This window comes from Variovorax pasteuri (genome assembly GCF_051216435.1).
GTDB lineage: Bacteria > Pseudomonadota > Gammaproteobacteria > Burkholderiales > Burkholderiaceae_C > Variovorax.
Map to the genome: position 1 here is coordinate 953,659 of NZ_JBPJZS010000001.1, position 18,605 is coordinate 972,263.

Here is an 18,605-nt window from a genome sequence, read left to right on the forward strand (position 1 = left end):
GTGGTCATGGGGTCTGGTCGCGCAGGGCCGGCACCAGTTCGAGCACGGCATCCGCAAAGGTGCGCGGCGCTTCCTGCGGCATGTTGTGGCCCACGCCGGGCACGAGCCGGTGCGAGCGCGGTCCGCTGAAGCGATGGGCATGGGCCGACGCCTCGGCCGGCGGGCGCACGCCGTCGTCGATGCCGTCGAAGGTGATGGTGGGCACGGTGATGGCCGGCTGGGCCGCGAGCCGGCGTTCGATGTCGGCGTAGGCCGGGTCACCGGGCACGAGCGCGAAGCGGTGGCGGTACGACTGGATCACCACGTCCACGAAGTCGGGGTGGTCGAAGGCGGCGGCGCTGCGCTCGAAGGTGGCGTCGTCGAACTTCCACGTGGGCGACCACAGCTTCCACAGCAGCTTCGTCAGCCCCTTGCGGTCTTTGGCAAGGCCGGCGCGGCCGCGTTCGCTGTGAAAGTAGTACTGGTACCAGAGGCTGTGCTCGTTGGCGGGCGTGTCCGGCTCCATCGCCTTCGCGATGTTCTGGATGTTGTAGCTGTTGAAGGACACCAGCCCCGCCACGCGTTCGGGCCACAGCGCCGCGACCACGCAGGCGGCCCGGCCGCCCCAGTCGTAGCCGGCCAGCACCGCGCGTTCGATCTTCAGCGCGTCGAGCAGCGCGAGCAGGTCGGCGCCGAGCGCGGCCTGTTCGCCCGAGCGCGGCGTGGCATCGCTCAGGAAGCGCGTGGCGCCATAGCCGCGCAGGTACGGCACGATGACGCGGCAGCCTTGCCCTGCCAGCAGGGGCGCGACTTCGGCGTAGGTGTGGATGTCGTACGGAAACCCGTGCATCAGCAGCACGGGCGGCCCGTCGGCGGGGCCGGCTTCGAAGTACGCGACTTCGAGCACACCGGCCTCGATCTTGCGCAGGGGCGTCATTCTTTCGATCACGAGCTCACCTCCACGAAGAGCGCCGCTGGCCTGGGGGTCAGTAAAGCACCACGCCGCGGATCGACTCGCCGCGCTTCATCAGGTCGAAGCCCTTGTTGATGTCTTCCAGCGGCATGGTGTGCGTGATCAGGTCGTCGATGTTGATCTTGCCTTCCATGTACCAGTCGACGATCTTCGGCACGTCGGTGCGCCCGCGCGCGCCGCCGAAGGCCGAGCCTTCCCACTTGCGGCCCGTGACCAGCTGGAACGGGCGCGTGCTGATCTCCGCGCCCGCCTCGGCCACGCCGATGATGATGCTGCGGCCCCAGCCCTTGTGCGTGCATTCGAGCGCCTGGCGCATCACCTTGGTGTTGCCGATGCATTCGAAGCTGTAGTCCGCGCCGCCGTCGGTCAGCTGCACGATGGCGTCGACCACGTTTTCCGTCGTCTTCGGGTTGATGAAGTGCGTCATGCCGAACTTGCGGGCCATGGCCTCGCGCTCGGGGTTCAGGTCGACGCCGATGATCTTGTCCGCGCCCACCATCTTGGCGCCTTGAATCACGTTCAGGCCGATGCCGCCGAGACCGAACACCACCACGTTGGCGCCCGCTTCCACCTTGGCCGTGAAGATCACCGCGCCGATGCCGGTCGTCACGCCGCAGCCGATGTAGCAGACCTTGTCGAAGGGGGCGTCTTCGCGGATCTTGGCGAGCGAGATCTCGGGCGCGACCGTGTAGTTGCTGAAGGTGCTCGTGCCCATGTAATGGAAGATGGGCTTGCCGTCGAGGCTGAAGCGGCTGGTGGCGTCGGGCATCAGGCCCTTGCCCTGCGTGCCGCGGATCAGCTGGCACAGGTTGGTCTTGCGGCTCAGGCAGAACTTGCACTGGCGGCATTCCGGCGTGTACAGCGGAATGACGTGGTCGCCCTTCTTCAGCGTGGTGACGCCGGGGCCCACATCGACCACGATGCCCGCGCCTTCGTGGCCGAGGATCGCGGGGAAGATGCCTTCGGGGTCGGCGCCCGAGAGCGTGTAGTAGTCGGTGTGGCAGATGCCGGTGGCCTTGATCTCGACCAGCACTTCGCCGAACTTGGGGCCTTCGAGGTCCACGGTTTCGATGGTGAGCGGTTCTCCGGATTTCCAGGCGACGGCAGCTTTGGTTTTCATGGTGTGGGGGTTCTTCAGAAAGCGGGAGGAATGAGGATTCTCAGACGGGGCCAGCAGGGAAGATACCCGACATGCCGATGAACCCGCTCAGGTGGCGGAAATTCCAGACCCAGTTTCGCAGTGCGGGAAATTCGTCGAGCGAAATGCCGCCTTCGCCGGCCAGCGCCACGTAGGGAAAGCAGGCGAGGTCGGCAACGGTCGGCTCGGGGGCCGCGGCCAGCCAGCGAAGGCCCGCGCCGGTCTGCTCGGCGAGGTGGTCGTCGAGCACGCGGAACACCGCGCGTGCGCCGCTGCGGCAGGCGTCGATGTCCAGGTGCCGGTAGCCGAACGCGTCGTGCAGCCGGGCGGCGGAGGCGGTGCGGGTGATCTCGTCCGCGGTGGCGAGCCACATGGCGATCTGGCCCCGCAGCTTCGCGTCGTCCGGGTACCAGCGGCCCTGCGTGTCGTAGCGGCTCGCGAGATAGACCACGATGGCCTGCGCATCGCGCAACACGAAGCCGTCGTCATCCAGCACCGGGAGCTGGCCCAGCGGATTGACGTTCGCCAGGAACGCCGCGCGGGTGTGTTCGCGGCCCGGGAAGAAATCGACCGGCACCACCTCGTGCGCAAGGCCCAGCCACGCCAGCATCTGCCGCACCTTGAAGCAGTTGCCCGACAGCGGGTAGTCGTGGAGCTTGATCATGGCGCGGCCCCGGCCGCTTGCAGCACGCCGAAGCGCATGCCGCGCTCGCGCAGCCAGCGCCTGTAGGTGACGGACGAGGTGTCGCCGCGCGTGGGCGTCTCGGCGCGGCCTTCGAGCGGCATGCGCTTGAAGGCGTGGTTCTCCAGGATCGGCTTGTCCTGCCCGAAGATGGTGTGCTGGAAGGCGATGAGCGCGGCGTCGCTGGAGTCGTCGTCGTAGCAGGCCAGCACCGTGTGGGCGATCACGTGCTCGTCGTCCACGGGCTGCAGGAACAGGCCGATGGCGTCGAGTGCGCCCGCGCGAAAGCTCGACTTGTAGAGCATGGCCGAGAAGGGCTGCATCACGCGGTACTTGTAGCGCACCTGGCTGCCCGTGTCGTGCGCGGCCGAAGCGCGCGGCTGCCAGAAGCGGCAATCGGTGGCCCAGATCTCGCCGGTGGCGGGTTCGACCTCGACGTTGTACTTCGCCACCTCGGTGTGCGGCACCTTGCCGAGGTAGTCGGCGTGCACGAAGGGGAAGTGCGCCATGTCCAGGAAGTTTTCGATCACGCGCAGGCCGGACACCGCCACGCCGATGCCGCCGCAGTCGATGGTGCGGCGGCCAGCTTCGCTGAATTCCGGGAAGTCGAACAGGGCGCGTGCCGGACGGCCGCTGGGGCAGACCCAGAGATGGCCGTAGCGCAACTGCACGGTCAGCGGCTGGTCTCCCAGGCGGCAGTGGGGCGTGCCGTCGGCGTCGATCCACAGTTGCACGGTGTCGCCGAGCAGGCGGGTGGTGCGAGGCGCCGGCGCGGCGGGTCCGATGACGAGCCAGTCGTCGAGCATGTTGGGGTCGTCGGTGACGAAGGGCATGGTGTCTTTCAGCCGAGGGCTTCGAAGTCGCTGCGCAAGCTGCGGGCGGCGGTGTGCAGGGTCTTCAGGGCGGCTGAGCCAGGGGCAGCGTCGCTCCAGAGGTGGACGAAGGCGAGGCGGGGCTGCGCATCGAGGACCAGGGCGACGGTGTCCACCCCGCCCAGCTGGCCGCGCCAGGCGCCTGTTGCCGCATCGGCTGCAAAGCCGCGTTGCGCCAGCGCTTCGCGCACGGTGCTGGCGGGCGAACGCAATGTGAGCGTGCGGCAGAACTGCCAGCCGGCTGGCACGGCATCGGCCAGTGACGGCGGTGCGAGCGAGGCCTCAGGCGACAGCTGGACCCACAGCATCCCCGCCGCCTCTACCGCACCGAAGGTCTTCGCGCAGACATTGCGCGGCGCCTGCATGGCCGGGTGCGCCGGAATGCGCGTGCACTGCCCGCTGCCCGCCGCGTATTCCCAGCCGTGGTACGCACAGGCCAGGCGGTTCTCGATCACCTGGCCCAGCGTGAAGCGCACGCTGCGGTGCGGGCATCGGTTCTCCCAGGCCTGGGGGCTGCCGTCGGCGGCGCGCCAGAGCGCGAGTTCCTGGCCTTCGGCGAAGCCGGCCACGATGTTGGCGCCGGGGCGCAGGTCGGCCGAGGGCGCTACGGGGTGCCAGGTGGATGCAGGGGGTGTATTCATTCGTCGTGAGGTCGCAGGGCGGAGCGCCGGTGATACCGTACCGCTTCCGCCCCACCGATGAAAGCCACATGAAGAGACGCATCTTTTCATTCCTGAAACGCTGGCTCGCATGAGCCGCATCGATCTCGCGCTGGTCGAGGCCTTCGTGCTGGTCGCAAAGAGCGGCAGCCTCACCAAGGCTGAAAGCCTCTCGGGCACGTCCAAGGCCACGCTGAGCCGGCAGCTCACGCGGCTGGAAGAGCTGCTGGGCGCGCAACTGCTGCTGCGCAGCCCGCGCCGCATGGCGCTCACCGAGGCCGGTCGTGCCTTCCTGGTGCGTTCGGAAGGACTGCTCGACGAAGTGACCGGCCGGCTCGAAGCCGCCAGCACCGAGATCCACGCGCTGACGACCGGCGTGTCGGGCCGCCTCTTGCTGCTGTCCGACACGCAGTTCAGCACCTCCTTCGTCTGCCATGTGGTCAAGCTGTTCCTGGCGTCGCACCCGGACGTGCGCTGCCAGCTCGACGTGGCCAGCGGCTCCCATGCGCCGCAGGTCGGCGACGTCGACTGCTACGTGTGCGCCGAGCCGCCCGATGCGCCGAACCTCGTGGCCAAGCTGCTGGGGCGGCTGAACTACGGGCTGTATGCGAGCCCGCAGTACCTCGCGCGCCACGGCACGCCGTCGTCGCCCGAGGAACTGGCGCGGCACCAGTCGATCGCGATGAAGGAGCCGTCATCGGGCCGCATGCAGGTGCTGCTGGTGTCGGGCGCGGTCAGCTTCGCCTTCGGCGCGGAGCCCGCGTTCGAAACCAACGACCACTGGGTCATGAAGACCTTCTGCATCGATGGGCTGGGCATTGCGCTGCTGCCGGTCTTTTTCGCCGGACCCGAGGTCGCGCAGGGCGTGCTCGTGCCGGTGCTGCCGCAGTGGCAGCCCGAGCCGCGCCGCATCTACTGCGCCTACCAGCGCCAGCGCTACATGGGGCAGAAGCTGCGCGCCTTCGTCGACCTGATGGCGCGCAGCGTGGTGGACATCGACTCTTTCAACCACTACGTCGGCTCGTCGGCCGGGCGGCGCCGCAAGCCGGCCGCAAGACCATAATTAGCGCCCCCGGCTCCGGCCTTCGAACCTGCTGTTCATCATGAAGAAAATCCTCGTCCTCAACGGCCCCAACCTCAACCTGCTCGGTACGCGCGAGCCCGAGCAGTACGGACGCGACACGCTCGCCGACGTCGAGCGCCTGTGCAAGGACACCGGCGCCAAACTCGGCGTGGAGATCGAATGCCGCCAGTCGAACCACGAAGGCGTGCTGATCGACTGGGTGCAGGAAGCCGGCCGCGAAGTGGCCGCGGGCACCATGCTGGGCGTGGTGATGAACCCCGGCGCCTACACGCACACGTCGATCGCGCTGCACGACGCCATCAAGGGCGCGAGCGTCCCGCTGATCGAACTGCACATCTCGAACGTGCATGCGCGCGAACAGTTCCGCCACCACTCGTACATTTCGCCTGCGGCGCGCGGGATCATCGTGGGCCTGGGCGTGAAGGGCTACACGCTGGCCATCGCAGCGCTGGTGCCCTGATTCCCGGCTAGTACTGCTGCTTGGGTGCCGCCGCCTTCCAGCTGCGGCTGATGCGCCCGGCGTTGTCGATGCTCTCCAGGTGCACGTCGAAGCCCCAGAGCCGCGCGACGTGCTTGAGCACCTCTTCGGCACCGTCGTGCAGCGGCAGGTTGTTGCGCTGCGTGTGGCGCAGCGTGAGTGACCGGTCGCCGCGCGTGGCCACGTTCCACACCTGGATGTCGGGCTCGCGGCTGCTGATGTCGTACTGCCGCGAGAGCGATTCGCGCAGCGCCTGGTAGCCGCTGTCGTCGTGGATGGCGGAGACCTGCAGCTCCGATTCGCTCTGGAAGTCGCGAATGGAGAACAGCCGGAAGTCGCGCATGGTCTTGGGGCTCAAGAACTGGCCGATGAAGCTCTCGTCCTTGAAGTTGCGCATCGCGTAGTCGAGCGTCTTGACCCAGTCGGTGCCCGCGAAGTCGGGGAACCAGCGGCGGTCTTCCTCGGTGGGCTTCTCGCAGATGCGGCGCAGCTCGGTGAACATCGCAAAGCCCAGCGCATAGGGGTTGATGCCGCTGTAGGCGCGGTGCCCCACGGGCGGCTGGTAGATCACGCCGGTGTGCGAGCTGAGCCATTCCATCATGAAGCCGTCGGCCAGTTGCCCGCGGTCGTACATGGTGTTGAGCAGCGTGTAGTGCCAGAAGGTGGCCCAGCCTTCGTTCATGACCTGGGTCTGGCGCTGCGGATAGAAGTACTGCGCGATCTTGCGCACGATGCGCACCACCTCGCGCTGCCAGGGTTCGAGCAGCGCGGCGTTCTTCTCGATGAAGTACAGCAGGTTCTCCTGCGGCTCCGACGGAAATCGGCGCGCCGAATCGGACTCGGCCGCCTGCTCGCTGCGCCGCGGCAGCGTGCGCCACAGGTCGTTCACCTGCTGCTGCATGTGGCGCTCGCGCTCCGCGCGCTGGGCGCTTTCCTGCGCCAGCGAGCGCTTCTGCGGGCGGCGGTAGCGGTCGACGCCGTAGTTCATCAGCGCATGGCAGGAGTCGAGCAGTTCTTCCACCGCGTCGACGCCGTGGCGCTCCTCGCATTCGGCGATGTAGTGCCGCGCGTAGACCAGGTAGTCGATGATGGACGACGCGTCGGTCCACATCCGGAACAGGTAGTTGCCCTTGAAGAAGCTGTTGTGGCCGTAGGCCGCATGCGCGATCACCAGGGCCTGCATGGCCATGGTGTTCTCCTCCATCAGGTAGGCGATGCACGGATCGGAGTTGATGACGATCTCGTAGGCCAGCCCCATGTGGCCACGCTTGTAGTTCTTCTCGGTGGCGATGAACTGCTTGCCGTACGACCAGTGCCTGTAGATCATGGGCATGCCCACGCTGGCGTAGGCGTCCATCATCTGCTCGGCGGTGATCACCTCGAGCTGGTTGGGGTACACGTCGAGTCCGAAGCCCCGGGCGGTCTTCGCGATCTCGGTGTGGTAGGTCTCGATGAGCTCGAAGGTCCAGTCCGAGGGGCTGGGCAGGCGCTCCAGCCGGGGCAGGCCGGCGGGGGTGTCGAGGGCGTCGGGGGTGAGGATGGTGCTCATGACGTGACCCCTTCCTTCTTGAACAGGTCGCGGAAAACCGGGTAGATGTCCTGCGCGTCGGACACCTTGCGCATCGCGAAGTTGGGCTGCACGCCTTCGAGCTGCGCGTACTCCTGCCACAGGTTCTGCTCGGTCTCGGCCACCTGCACGTAGGCGTAGTAGCGCACCACCGGCAGGATGTCGTTGACCAGCAGCTCGCGGCAGCGCCCGCTGTCCTGGTGCCAGTTGTCGCCGTCGCTGGCCTGCGCACCGTACACGTTCCATTCGCCGCTGGGGTAGCGCGCCTTGATGATCTCGTCCATCAGCACCAGCGCGCTCGACACCACGGTGCCGCCGGTCTCGGTGGCGTGGAAGAACTCTTCTTCCGTCACTTCCTGCGCCTGCGTGTGGTGGCGCAGGAACACGAGGTCGATGGTCTCGTAGTGCCGCGTGAGGAACATGTACAGCAGCATGAAGAAGCGCTTGGCCATGTCCTTGCGCGCCTCGTCCATGGAGCCCGACACGTCCATCAGGCAGAACATCACGGCCTTGGCGCTGGGCACCGGCGTCTTCACGCGGTTGCGGTAGCGCAGGTCGATCGGGTCGATGTAGGGCACGCGCCGCATGGTGCGGCGCATTTCCTCGATGCGCTCCTCGGTCTCGCGGATCTCCTTCTGGATCAAGGCCGTTGCCGCTTGCGGATGGTGCTGCAGATGGAGCAGGTGCGCTTCGAGGCGCTTGAGCTCCTTGCGCGGCTCGCCGCCCAGCGCAATGCGCCGTGCCAGCGCCCCGCGCATCGAACGCACCACGTGCAGGTTGTTGGGCGAACCGTCGCTGGTGAAGCCGGCGCGGTGGCTCTTCCACTCGGGCACGTCGGCGATCTGCGTGCGAATGAGGTGCGGCAGCGCCAGGTCGTCGAAGAACACGCGCATGAACTCTTCGCGCGTCAGTCGGAAGACGAAGTCGTCGTCGCCTTCGCCGCTGTCGCCGGCCTCGCCGCTGCCGGAGCCGCCACCGCTCCCGCCTTCAGGGCGCTTGATGCGGTCGCCCTTCAGGTACTCCTGGTTGCCCGGGTGCACATACTCGCGGTCGCCGCCCCGGGCGTGACCGAACACGGGTTCGGACACATCGTGGCGCGGCAAGGTCACGTCTTCGCCTTGCTCCAGCTCGCGGATGTTGCGCCCGCTCACCGCGCGCCGCACCGCCTCCTGGATCTGCCCCTTGTAGCGCCGGAGAAAGCGCTCGCGGTTGCCAATGGACTTGTTCTTGCCCGATAGCCGGCGGTCGATGATCTGCTGCAGGATGGCCACGATGGTGTCAAAGCTCCTTGCAAAGAAGAGGGGAGAACGGCCTGGGCGGCGCTGTGGCTATGCGCTATGAACTCTTGCGCACCCGCAGGTACCACTCGCAGAGCAGGCGTACCTGCTTGGCGGTGTAGCCCTTCTCGACCATGCGCGTCACGAAGTCCTCGTGCTTCTTCTGCTCGTCGGCGCTGCTCTTGGTGTTGAAGCTGATGACCGGCAGCAACTCTTCGGTGTTGGAGAACATCTTCTTCTCGATCACCGAGCGCAGCTTCTCGTAGCTGGTCCATGCCGGGTTGCGTCCGCTGTTGCCGGCCCGCGCGCGCAGCACGAAGTTGACGATCTCGTTGCGGAAGTCCTTGGGGTTGCCGATGCCCGCGGGGCGTTCGATCTTCTCGAGCTCGCCGTTGAGCGAGGCCCGGTCGAACACCTCGCCGGTGTCCACGTCGCGGAACTCCTGGTCCTGGATCCAGTAGTCGGCGTAGGTCACGTAGCGGTCGAAGATGTTCTGGCCGTACTCGCTGTAGCTCTCCAGATACGCGGTCTGGATTTCCTTGCCGATGAACTCGGCATAGCGCGGTGCCAGCAGTTCCTTGATGTAGCTGATGTACTTCTGCTCGACCTCGGGGGCGAACTGCTCGCGCTCGATCTGCTGCTCGAGCACGTACATCAGGTGCACCGGGTTGGCGGCCACTTCGGAGCTGTCGAAGTTGAAGACCTTCGAGATGATCTTGAAGGCGAAGCGGGTCGATACACCGCTCATGCCTTCGTCCACGCCCGCGTAGTCGCGGTACTCCTGGATCGACTTTGCCTTGGGGTCGGTGTCCTTCAGGCTCTCGCCGTCGTAGACCTGCATCTTGCTGAAGGTGCTGGAGTTCTCCGGCTCCTTGAGGCGGGTGAGCACCGAGAGCTGGGCCATCATGCGCAGCGTTCCCGGGGCGCAGGGCGCCTGCGCCAGCGACGAGTTGCGCACCAGCTTCTCGTAGATCTTGATTTCCTCCGAGGCGCGCAGGCAGTAGGGCACCTTGACGATGTAGATCCGGTCGAGGAAAGCCTCGTTGTTCTTGTTGTTGCGGAAGGCCTTCCACTCGCTCTCGTTGCTGTGTGCCAGCACGATGCCGTCGAACGGAATGGCGCCGAAGCCTTCGGTTCCCTTGAAGTTGCTTTCCTGGGTGGCGGTCAGCAGGGGGTGCAGCACCTTGATGGGCGCCTTGAACATTTCCACGAACTCCAGCAGCCCCTGGTTGGCCAGGCACAGGCCGCCGGAGTAGGCGTAGGCGTCCGGGTCGTCCTGCGCATAGGTCTCCAGCTTGCGGATGTCCACCTTGCCGACCAGCGAGGAAATGTCCTGGTTGTTCTCGTCCCCGGGCTCGGTCTTGGCCACCGCGATCTGCCGCAGCACCGACGGGTAGCGCTTGACGACCTTGAACTGGCGGATGTCCCCGCCGTACTCCTCGAGCCGCTTGACGGCCCAGGGCGAGAGAATTCGGTTCAGGTAGCGGCGGGGAATGCCGTATTCCTTTTCAAGAATCTCGCCGTCTTCGATCGTGTCGAACAGGCCGAGCGGGGATTCATTGACCGGCGAGCCCTGGATGGCGTAGAACGGCACGTGTTCCATGAGCTGCTTCAGGCGCTCCGCGATCGAACTCTTGCCGCCGCCGACCGGTCCGAGCAGGTAAAGGATTTGCTTTTTTTCTTCCAGCCCCTGCGCGGCGTGGCGGAAATAGGACACCACCTGTTCTATGGCTTCTTCCATGCCATAGAACTCCTTGAACGCCGGATAGATCTTGATGACCTTGTTGGCGAAGATGCGCGAAAGACGCGGGTCGTTTCGGGTATCCACCAGTTCGGGCTCGCCGATGGCCTTGAGCATGCGCTCCGAGGCCGTGGCATACGCCGTGCGGTCTCGCTTGCAGGTGTCCAGGTACTCCTGCAGCGAGATGACTTCCTCGCGGGTTCGCTCGTAGCGGGCGGCAAAGTTGCTGATCACATCCATGGTCACGCCTCCATCAAGACAGTGGGCTTTTGGCCCGAAAGCCTGCAGCTGAGGCGATGCGCAACTTTGGAGGTGTGCCTGCCCTTGACTGCATGCCGCGGAAAACTCCCCTTACAACATTCTGCTAACAATCAGCATAAAGCAAAGATTGAACCTGGCAAATCATTTGTTAAATCAGAACCACGTCGCTGAGTAAAGTTCCTCGAAAAACGCAGAACGATTTTTCAAATTTCAGTTAAATTCAAAAGCTCGCTTTCGTAATTCTCCCCGGGTGAAACGCCTATGACGAATGGCTATCGTCCATTTTTATGTTTCTCCGGGAAAGCACCGCCTATTGAGCCTGCATGCTCAATAAAAAGGGTGTCTTCTTCAATAACGCGCGATCTGCCGTTTGGTTTATTGCACATCCGAAAAAAATATAAAAGCAATCCTCGCGCCACTTCTGCGGGAGCGGCTTGGGGCTTGTACGCGGGGGAACGCAGCGCGGATGCAGCCTGACGTGCTCAGAGACGGTGCGAAAGGTGCACTCTCGGTGCAACGAGGACTGTCCAGGCACGCGAATGCACCGCACTGAAGCACCAGACGTGCAAAAGGGCCGCGGAGCGGCCCTTCCGGGAAGACGATGCAACCATCAGGAATGGGGTCCCTGGTGTTACATGTCAGAAGAGAAAGGGGGCGTGGCGCGCTGCGCCATCGCCCGACGCGTCAGAAACAGGGAGTCGGCCCTATCCTTGCACGCCTTTGGTGCTCGGGGGTGGACACGCCCGCCCCGGCACCGACTCCACTGGCTCAGCTGAAGAATTCCTTCGCCTTGTCGAACCAGCCCTTGTCGGTCGGGCTGTGCTTCTCGCCGCCCTTCTTGAGCGACTCGTCGAGCTCTTTCAGCACCTTGCGCTGGTGCTCGGTGAGCTTCACCGGCGTCTCGACGCGCACGTGGCAGTACAGGTCGCCCGGGTAGCTCGAGTTCACGCCCTTGATGCCCTTGCCGCGCAGGCGGAACTGCTTGCCGCTTTGCGTGCCTTCGGGAATGTCGATAGCCGCGGCGCCCTTGAGCGTGGGCACGTTGATCTCGCCGCCCAGCGCCGCCGTGGTCATGCTCACGGGCACCACGCAGTGCAGGTTGTCGCCGTCGCGCTCGAAGATCTCGTGCTTCTTGAGCCGGATTTCGATGTACAGGTCGCCCGGTGGGCCGCCGTTCACGCCGGGCTCGCCGCTGCCCGTGACGCGCATGCGCTGGCCGTCGTCGATGCCCGCGCGGATCTTCACTTCGAGCGTCTTGTTGCGCTTGATCTTGCCCTGGCCGTGGCACACGGTGCAGGGCTCGGGAATGATCTTGCCGCTGCCGTGGCAGGTGGGGCAGGTCTGCTGCACGCTGAAGAAGCCCTGGCGCATCTGCACCGCGCCCGCGCCGTGGCAGGTCGTGCAGGTGATGGGTTTGGTGCCCGGCTTGGCGCCGGAGCCATGGCAGGTGTCGCACTCGTCCCAGGTGGGAATGCGGATCTCTGTGGTCTTGCCTTCCGCGGCTTCCTCGAGCGTAATTTCCATCGCGTAGCTCAGGTCGCTGCCGCGGAACACCTGGCGCCCGCTGCTGGTACGCCCGCCGCGGGCGCCGCCGAACACGTCGCCGAAAATGTCGCCGAAGGCCTCTGCGAAGCCGCCGAAGCCTTCCGCGCCGGGGCCGCCGCGCATGTTGGGGTCCACCCCTGCATGGCCGTACTGGTCGTAGGCCGCGCGCTTCTGTCCGTCGGACAGCATTTCGTACGCTTCCTTCACCTCCTTGAACTTGGCCTCGGCGTCCTTGCTGGTGTCGCCGTGGTTGCGGTCCGGGTGGTGCTTCATCGCAAGCTTGCGATAAGCCTTCTTGATTTCTTCCTCGCTGGCGTTCTTGGGAACGCCGAGGGTTTCGTAATAGTCGCGTTTGGTGGCCATGGCAGGTCGATCAGGGGGCTCGGGAGACAGCTGGAACTCGGGTGACTTGAAGCGAGAAAGGCTGGAGCACCCCGCAGGGTGATCCAGCCTTGGTCAAGCGGCTGTGGATCAGCCCTTCTTGACTTCCTTGACTTCGGCGTCGACCACGTTGTCGTCGGCCTGCGCATGCGCAGCAGCTTCCGCGCCAGCCGGGCCGCTCGCTGCCGAGGCGCCTGCCGCAGCCTGCGATTCCGCGTACATCTTCTCGCCGAGCTTCTGGCTGGCGGTCATCAGCGTGTTGGTCTTTTCCTCGATCGCGGCCTTGTCTTCACCCTTGAGGGCTTCTTCCACGTCCTTGATCGCGGCTTCGATCGCTTCCTTCTCGGCGGCTTCCAGGCTCGCACCATGTTCGCCCAGCGACTTCTTCACGCTGTGCACCATGGCCTCGCCCTGGTTGCGGGCCTGCACGATCTCGAGCTTCTTCTTGTCGTCTTCGGCGTTGAGCTCGGCGTCCTTGACCATCTTCTGGATCTCGTCTTCGCTCAGGCCCGAGTTCGCCTTGATGGTGATCTTGTTTTCCTTGCCCGTGCCCTTGTCCTTGGCGCCGACGTGCAGGATGCCGTTGGCGTCGATGTCGAAGCTCACCTCGATCTGCGGCGTGCCGCGCGATGCCGGCGGAATGCCTTCGAGGTTGAACTCGCCCAGCGCCTTGTTGCCCGAGGCGATCTCGCGTTCGCCCTGGAACACCTTGATGGTCACGGCCGGCTGGTTGTCTTCGGCGGTCGAGAAGGTCTGTGCGAACTTCGTCGGGATCGTGGTGTTCTTCGTGATCATCTTGGTCATCACGCCACCCATGGTCTCGATGCCCAGCGACAGCGGGGTCACGTCGAGCAGCAGCACGTCCTTGCGGTCGCCCGAGAGCACTTGGCCCTGGATGGCGGCGCCGACGGCCACGGCTTCATCGGGGTTCACGTCCTTGCGCGGTTCCTTGCCGAAGAAGGCCTTCACCTTTTCCTGCACCTTGGGCATGCGGGTCATGCCGCCGACCAGGATCACGTCGTTGATGTCGCTCACGCTGATGCCGGCGTCCTTGATGGCCAGGCGGCAGGGCGCGATGGTGCGCTCGACCAGCTCGTCCACCAGGCTTTCCAGCTTGGCGCGGGTGAGCTTGATGTTCAGGTGCTTCGGACCCGAGGCATCGGCCGTGATGTAGGGCAGGTTGATGTCGGTCTGCGCGCTGTTCGACAGTTCGATCTTGGCTTTTTCAGCGGCTTCCTTCAGGCGCTGCAGTGCGAGCACGTCCTTGCTCAGGTCGACGCCCTGTTCCTTTTTGAACTCGGCAATGATGTAGTCGATGATGCGCTGGTCGAAGTCTTCGCCGCCCAGGAAGGTGTCGCCGTTGGTCGACAGCACTTCGAACTGCTTTTCGCCGTCCACGTCGGCAATTTCGATGATCGACACGTCGAAGGTGCCGCCGCCCAGGTCATACACGGCGATCTTGCGGTCGGCCTTGTCCTGCTTGTCCAGGCCGAAGGCCAGGGCCGCAGCGGTGGGCTCGTTGATGATGCGCTTGACGTCCAGGCCCGCGATGCGGCCGGCGTCCTTGGTGGCTTGGCGCTGGGCGTCGTTGAAGTACGCCGGCACCGTGATCACGGCTTCGGTGATGGTTTCGCCGAGGTAGTCTTCGGCGGTCTTCTTCATCTTGCGCAGGATGTCGGCGCTGACTTGCTGCGGGGCCATCTTCTTGCCGCGCACTTCGACCCATGCGTCGCCGTTGTCGGCCTTGGCGATGGTGTAGGGCATCAGGTCGATGTCCTTCTGCACTTCCTTTTCCTCGAACTTGCGCCCGATCAGGCGCTTGATCGCGTACAGCGTGTTCTTGGGGTTGGTGACGGCCTGGCGCTTGGCCGAGGCACCGACCAGCACTTCACCGTCTTCCTGGTACGCGACGATCGACGGCGTGGTGCGCGCACCTTCCGAGTTCTCGATGACACGCGTGGTGTTGCCTTCCATGATCGACACGCACGAGTTGGTGGTGCCGAGGTCGATGCCGATGATCTTTGCCATGTTCTTTACTCCTGAAAGCCTGAAAAATATGTTGTTATGAACGTGTGGATAACCCGGCGCGATTCAAGGGGATGAAGCGGGGATTTCCTGTGGGAATCTTGTGTGCGGGTGCGATCCGCTTACTTCGGCGCGCTGACCGTCACCAGCGCCGGGCGCAGCACACGCTCGTTGATGGTGTAGCCCTTCTGCAGCACGCTCACCACGGTGTTGGGTTCCTGGTCGGCGGGCACCACCGAGATGGCCTGGTGCTGGTGCGGGTCGAACCTGGTGCCGGCGGCAGGTGCCACTTCGATCACCTTGTTGCGTTCGAGCGCGCTCTTCAGCTGGCGCAGCGTGGCTTCGGCGCCTTCGCGGATCTGCTCGGGCGTGGCGTCCTTGATGGCAAGGCCGGCTTCCAGGCTGTCGGTCACCGGCAGCAGGCTCTCGGCGAACGCTTCGACAGCGAACTTGCGAGCCTTGGTGATCTCGTCGTCGGCGCGGCGGCGGGCGTTCTGCACGTCGGCCTGCGCGCGCAGGTACTGGTCGGCCAGCTCGGTGTTCTTGGCCTGGAGGGCAGCCAGTTCAGCTTGAGCCTGCGCCAGGGCAGCGAGGGCGTCGGCTTCGTTGGCGGCGTGTGCTGCCTCCAGTTCTTCGGGACTGGGCTCGCCTTGCAGCATTTGCGAATTCTGTGCGGATTGTTGCGGGTCAGACATTTTTCAAAGAACCGGCGCGAACCGGAAAACAAACGGTAGCCAGCCACTTGGGGCTGGCCGAAGGCATTTCAAGCGAAAAAATGCAGTGAAAAGGGCCGTTTCAGGGCCTCCCGGACATGAAAAAGGCCCGGAACCGGGCCTTGGAGCCATGTCGGGGAAGGCTCAGTGCGCGTCGAGCAGCTCGACGTCGAACTTCAGCGTGGCGTTCGGGGGAATCACGCCGCCGGCGCCGCGGGCGCCATAGCCCAGTGCTGCGGGAATGACCAGCGTGCGCTTGCCGCCGATCTTCATGCCGGCCACGCCTTCGTCCCAGCCCTTGATGACCTGGCCGGCGCCCAGCGAGAACGCGAACGGGTCGTTGCGGTCGCGGCTGGAGTCGAACTTGGCGCCTTGCACGCCGTCGTTGTAGAGCCAGCCGGTGTAGTGCACGTGCACGTGCTGGCCGGCCTTGGCTTCGGCGCCGGTGCCGACTTCGGTGTCTTCGTATTGCAGGCCGGAGGGGGTGGTAGGCATGAGAAACGCTCCTTGCGTCGAATGGATGTGAATGAGATCGAAGGCGGGGAGTTTAGCGAGGCCGCGCGAGGCGCCCTGGCGTGCGTCAGCTGTTGCCGCTGTCGTCGGCGGGCGGGGCGGCCAGGGGCGCCGGGGCTTCCGAGGGTGCGGCGGAGGGTACGGCGGAGGGGGCCGGCACGTGGACGGCGAGCGGGGAAGCGGGGACTGCGGGTGGTGCGACCGGTGCGGCAGGCGCCGGTGCCGCCGCCTTCTTGATCTGCCCCAACTGCCATTTGCCGGCAAAGGCCTGCAGGTCGGACAGGCGCTTGAGCAGGTCCTGCCCGCTCAGCGTGAGGCTGTAGCCGTCGCTGCCGTGGCCGACGATGCCGGCCTCGCGCAGTTCCTTGATGCGGGTGTTCAGCGTGTTGGGAGTGATGCCGCCCACGCTGTCCTGCAGCAGGCGGAAGGTCTGGGCATGGCCGTCGCGCAGGGCCCAGAGCACGCGCAGCGCGTAGCGGGCTTCGAGCAGGGCGAGCAACTGGCTGACGGCTGCGTTTTCCTTGGTACTCATCGACATCATCTCCTCGAAGCTGGACGAGCCACCCGCCTGAGGGCCGGCCGGTGTCTCGTTTTCTTGTGGTGGTTTACGGACCGTCTCGTTGGCCGGCGACTATAGCGCAAAGGAAGAGGATGCTACTAGTTTTATAGCTGTCAGGGCATGCTGCATGCGGGTTGCGAGACAAAGCTTCACAAATTGGCGTCACACGCCGGTGTAATTGGCCATGGCTTCGCCCAGGCGGATCGCGCGGCCTGGCGACCAGTCGGAATTGAACGCCACCGGCGGCGAGGGGAACAGCATGACGACGGTGGAGCCCAGCAAGAACCGGCCCATCTCGTCGCCCTTGCGGATGTCGATCTGCTGGTCGTTGTAGCGCCACTCGCGCAGCTCGCCCACACGCGGCGGGTTGACCACGCCATGCCACACGGTGGCCATGCTGCCCACGATGGTGGCGCCGACCAGCACCAGGACGAAGGGGCCGTGCGCCGATTCGAAGACGCACACCACGCGCTCGTTGCGCGCAAACAGTCCGGGCACGCCGCGCGCCGTGGTGGGGTTCACCGAGAACAGGTCGCCGGGCACGTGGATCATGCGCACCAGCCGCCCGTCGCAGGGCATGTGGATGCGGTGGTAGTCCTTGGGGCTCAGATACAGCGTGGCGAAGCTGCCGTGCGCGAACTTGGCGGCCAGCGTGGCGTCGCCGCCGACCAGCGCGGTGGTCGTGTAGTTGTGGCCCTTGGCCTGGAAGATCTGGTCGCCCTCGATGGCGCCGAACTGGCTGATCGCGCCGTCGACGGGGCACACCAGGTCGGCCTGCGCCAGCGGCCGCGCGCCGGGCTTCAGCGCCCGCGTGAAGAACTGGTTGAAGCTTTTATAGAAATGGATGTCCGACTCGAGCGCCTCGCCCATGTTCACGTCGTACTTGGCCACGAAGCGCCGGATGATCCACGTCGTGACAGCCCCCCGCTCCTTGCCCGCGACCCAGCCGGCGAAATTGGTCAGTGCCTGTTTAGGGAACAGGTATTGGGGCAGTACAGCGGAGCGGTCGGACACGTGGGGAGGGCCTGGAATTCTGGATTTGGAGGGGCATTCTATAAAGCGCTCCTTGGGGGGCGCGTAGGAAGCTTCCCTTGGTTCGGGCGGCCCCCTGCCTTCGGGTGCGGCGCCCCCCAGCCAGAAATCAGTCGGCCTTGATCCCCGCCGCCTTGATCACCTGCGCCCACTTTTCCACTTCGGCCTTCTGGAACGCCGCGATCTGCGTGGTGCTCAGGTCGGCCGGCTCCATGCCGAAGCCCTTGAGCTTGTCCTGCATTTCGGGCGTTGCGAGGATCTTGCGGATCTCGGTGTGCAGCTTGTCGACCACCGGTGCCGGCGTGCCCGCGGGCACGAAGATCGCCTGCCAGGACGCCACCTCGAAGTTCTCCAGGCCCGGCACACCGGACTCGGCCACCGTCGGCACATCGGGCATCGAGGCCAGGCGCTTGGAAGAGGTGACCGCAATGGCGCGCAGCTTGCCGCTCTGGATGTGCGGGCCCGCCACCACCGTGGTGTCGAACATCATGTCGACCTGACCGCCGATCGCGTCCTGGATGGCCGGGCCGCTGCCCTTGTACGGAATGTGCGTGAACTTCACGCCCGACTTGAAGGCCAGCAGTTCCAGCGCCAGGTGCTGCGAGGTGCCGGTGCCGGCCGAGGCCGACGAGAGCCCGCCCGACTTGGCCTTGCTCGCGGCAACCACCTCCTTCAGCGTCTTGTAGGGGCTCGACTGGCTCACCACCAGCACCACCGGGTTGGTGCCGATGAGCGTCACCGGGGCGAACGACTTGATCGGGTCGTAGCCGATCTTCGGATACAGGCTCACGTTGATCGCGTGCGAGCTGACGGTGCCGCCCACCAGCGTGAAGCCGTCCGGCGCCGCGCGCGAGCCCACTTCGGAGCCCACGCTGCCGCCGGCGCCGCCCTTGTTGTCGATGATCACGCTCGTGCCCAGCACCGGGCCGAGCTTTTGCGCAATCAGCCGGCCCAGCACGTCGGTGGTGCCGCCGGCCGGAAAGGGCACGAGGTAAGTGATGGCCTTGCCCGTGGGCCAGTTGTTGCTGCTCTGCGCGAAGGCGGCCGGCAGGCCGGCGGCCAATGAAGCGGCGAGGGCGGTGCGAATGAGGGTGCGGCGTTGCATGTGAGTGTCTCCTTGTGGTTT

Annotated in this window: 17 protein-coding genes; 2 read left to right on the top strand and 15 right to left on the bottom strand. The window is 65.4% G+C overall.

Going from position 1 to position 18,605, the window contains the following annotated elements; genetic code table 11:
- Positions 1-4: 4 nt before the first annotated feature.
- From ACSFBM_RS04455 to ACSFBM_RS04475, 5 genes are read right to left on the bottom strand one after another with little or no spacing between them, the layout of a single operon-like run.
- Complete coding sequence (locus ACSFBM_RS04455; protein ID WP_435436028.1) at positions 5-925, bottom strand: alpha/beta fold hydrolase; 921 nt, start codon at positions 923-925, stop codon at positions 5-7.
- A 40-nt stretch (positions 926-965) separates the two neighbouring features.
- Positions 966-2,072 (bottom strand): S-(hydroxymethyl)glutathione dehydrogenase/class III alcohol dehydrogenase, encoded by a 1,107-nt coding sequence (locus ACSFBM_RS04460; RefSeq protein ID WP_435435525.1) that lies wholly within the window; start codon positions 2,070-2,072, stop codon positions 966-968.
- A gap of 40 nt (positions 2,073-2,112) precedes the next feature.
- Positions 2,113-2,754, bottom strand: coding sequence for a glutathione S-transferase family protein (locus ACSFBM_RS04465; protein WP_435483311.1), 642 nt, complete (start codon positions 2,752-2,754; stop codon positions 2,113-2,115).
- A complete protein-coding gene (locus tag ACSFBM_RS04470) occupies positions 2,751-3,605 on the bottom strand; it encodes an aromatic ring-hydroxylating dioxygenase subunit alpha (RefSeq protein ID WP_435483312.1) in 855 nt (284 codons plus the stop codon). The genes ACSFBM_RS04465 and ACSFBM_RS04470 overlap by 4 nt, the downstream gene beginning before the upstream one ends.
- Before the next feature lie 8 nt (positions 3,606-3,613).
- Positions 3,614-4,285 carry a Rieske 2Fe-2S domain-containing protein gene (locus ACSFBM_RS04475; protein WP_435483313.1) on the bottom strand — a complete coding sequence of 224 codons (672 nt, stop codon included), beginning with the start codon at positions 4,283-4,285 and terminating at the stop codon, positions 3,614-3,616.
- A 109-nt stretch (positions 4,286-4,394) separates the two neighbouring features.
- Here ACSFBM_RS04475 and ACSFBM_RS04480 point away from each other — a divergent pair, with 109 nt between their 5' ends.
- A complete protein-coding gene (locus ACSFBM_RS04480) occupies positions 4,395-5,366 on the top strand; it encodes a LysR family transcriptional regulator (RefSeq protein ID WP_435483314.1) in 972 nt (323 codons plus the stop codon).
- Positions 5,367-5,406: 40 nt separating this feature from the next.
- Positions 5,407-5,847, top strand: coding sequence for a type II 3-dehydroquinate dehydratase (gene aroQ / locus ACSFBM_RS04485; RefSeq protein WP_435435530.1), 441 nt, complete (start codon positions 5,407-5,409; stop codon positions 5,845-5,847).
- Positions 5,848-5,854: 7 nt separating this feature from the next.
- Here the strand turns inward: aroQ and ACSFBM_RS04490 are convergent, their stop codons facing one another.
- The 10 genes from ACSFBM_RS04490 to ACSFBM_RS04535 form a co-directional block, all read right to left on the bottom strand.
- Positions 5,855-7,414: a SpoVR family protein gene (locus tag ACSFBM_RS04490; protein ID WP_435483315.1), complete on the bottom strand. Its 1,560-nt coding sequence runs from the start codon at positions 7,412-7,414 to the stop codon at positions 5,855-5,857.
- On the bottom strand, positions 7,411-8,703 hold the full coding sequence (locus tag ACSFBM_RS04495) for a YeaH/YhbH family protein (RefSeq protein ID WP_435483316.1): 1,293 nt from the start codon (positions 8,701-8,703) through the stop codon (positions 7,411-7,413). Before ACSFBM_RS04495 ends, ACSFBM_RS04490 begins: the two co-directional genes overlap by 4 nt.
- 64 nt (positions 8,704-8,767) lie before the next feature.
- Positions 8,768-10,690, bottom strand: coding sequence for a PrkA family serine protein kinase (locus tag ACSFBM_RS04500; RefSeq protein WP_435483317.1), 1,923 nt, complete (start codon positions 10,688-10,690; stop codon positions 8,768-8,770).
- Positions 10,691-11,479: 789 nt separating this feature from the next.
- Positions 11,480-12,619, bottom strand: coding sequence for a molecular chaperone DnaJ (gene dnaJ, locus ACSFBM_RS04505; RefSeq protein WP_435435534.1), 1,140 nt, complete (start codon positions 12,617-12,619; stop codon positions 11,480-11,482).
- A gap of 108 nt (positions 12,620-12,727) precedes the next feature.
- Positions 12,728-14,665: a molecular chaperone DnaK gene (gene dnaK, locus ACSFBM_RS04510; RefSeq protein ID WP_435435536.1), complete on the bottom strand. Its 1,938-nt coding sequence runs from the start codon at positions 14,663-14,665 to the stop codon at positions 12,728-12,730.
- Positions 14,666-14,784: 119 nt separating this feature from the next.
- On the bottom strand, positions 14,785-15,357 hold the full coding sequence (gene grpE / locus ACSFBM_RS04515; protein WP_435483318.1) for a nucleotide exchange factor GrpE: 573 nt from the start codon (positions 15,355-15,357) through the stop codon (positions 14,785-14,787).
- A gap of 162 nt (positions 15,358-15,519) precedes the next feature.
- Positions 15,520-15,870 (bottom strand): FKBP-type peptidyl-prolyl cis-trans isomerase, encoded by a 351-nt coding sequence (locus tag ACSFBM_RS04520; protein WP_409166403.1) that lies wholly within the window; start codon positions 15,868-15,870, stop codon positions 15,520-15,522.
- A gap of 85 nt (positions 15,871-15,955) precedes the next feature.
- Positions 15,956-16,420, bottom strand: a complete 465-nt coding sequence (locus tag ACSFBM_RS04525) for a winged helix-turn-helix transcriptional regulator (RefSeq protein ID WP_435483319.1) — start codon at positions 16,418-16,420, stop codon at positions 15,956-15,958.
- A gap of 189 nt (positions 16,421-16,609) precedes the next feature.
- The gene (gene asd, locus ACSFBM_RS04530; protein WP_435483320.1) at positions 16,610-17,461 is read right to left on the bottom strand and encodes an archaetidylserine decarboxylase; all 852 of its coding nucleotides are present in this window, start codon (positions 17,459-17,461) and stop codon (positions 16,610-16,612) included.
- A gap of 127 nt (positions 17,462-17,588) precedes the next feature.
- The gene (locus tag ACSFBM_RS04535; RefSeq protein ID WP_435483321.1) at positions 17,589-18,584 is read right to left on the bottom strand and encodes a Bug family tripartite tricarboxylate transporter substrate binding protein; all 996 of its coding nucleotides are present in this window, start codon (positions 18,582-18,584) and stop codon (positions 17,589-17,591) included.
- Positions 18,585-18,605: the final 21 nt, after the last annotated feature.

Bases quoted from the DNA above. Each gene is read 5' to 3' on its own strand.
- ACSFBM_RS04460 (WP_435435525.1), bottom strand. From the start codon at position 2,072: ATGAAAACCAAAGCTGCCGTCGCCTGGAAATCCGGAGAACCGCTCACC.
- ACSFBM_RS04520 (WP_409166403.1), bottom strand. From the start codon at position 15,870: ATGCCTACCACCCCCTCCGGCCTGCAATACGAAGACACCGAAGTCGGC.
- ACSFBM_RS04480 (WP_435483314.1), top strand. From the start codon at position 4,395: ATGAGCCGCATCGATCTCGCGCTGGTCGAGGCCTTCGTGCTGGTCGCA.
- aroQ (WP_435435530.1), top strand. From the start codon at position 5,407: ATGAAGAAAATCCTCGTCCTCAACGGCCCCAACCTCAACCTGCTCGGT.
- dnaK (WP_435435536.1), bottom strand. From the start codon at position 14,665: ATGGCAAAGATCATCGGCATCGACCTCGGCACCACCAACTCGTGCGTG.
- dnaJ (WP_435435534.1), bottom strand. From the start codon at position 12,619: ATGGCCACCAAACGCGACTATTACGAAACCCTCGGCGTTCCCAAGAAC.
- ACSFBM_RS04525 (WP_435483319.1), bottom strand. From the start codon at position 16,420: ATGAGTACCAAGGAAAACGCAGCCGTCAGCCAGTTGCTCGCCCTGCTC.
- ACSFBM_RS04535 (WP_435483321.1), bottom strand. From the start codon at position 18,584: ATGCAACGCCGCACCCTCATTCGCACCGCCCTCGCCGCTTCATTGGCC.
- ACSFBM_RS04465 (WP_435483311.1), bottom strand. From the start codon at position 2,754: ATGATCAAGCTCCACGACTACCCGCTGTCGGGCAACTGCTTCAAGGTG.
- ACSFBM_RS04500 (WP_435483317.1), bottom strand. From the start codon at position 10,690: ATGGATGTGATCAGCAACTTTGCCGCCCGCTACGAGCGAACCCGCGAG.
- ACSFBM_RS04475 (WP_435483313.1), bottom strand. From the start codon at position 4,285: ATGAATACACCCCCTGCATCCACCTGGCACCCCGTAGCGCCCTCGGCC.
- grpE (WP_435483318.1), bottom strand. From the start codon at position 15,357: ATGTCTGACCCGCAACAATCCGCACAGAATTCGCAAATGCTGCAAGGC.
- ACSFBM_RS04490 (WP_435483315.1), bottom strand. From the start codon at position 7,414: ATGAGCACCATCCTCACCCCCGACGCCCTCGACACCCCCGCCGGCCTG.
- ACSFBM_RS04470 (WP_435483312.1), bottom strand. From the start codon at position 3,605: ATGCCCTTCGTCACCGACGACCCCAACATGCTCGACGACTGGCTCGTC.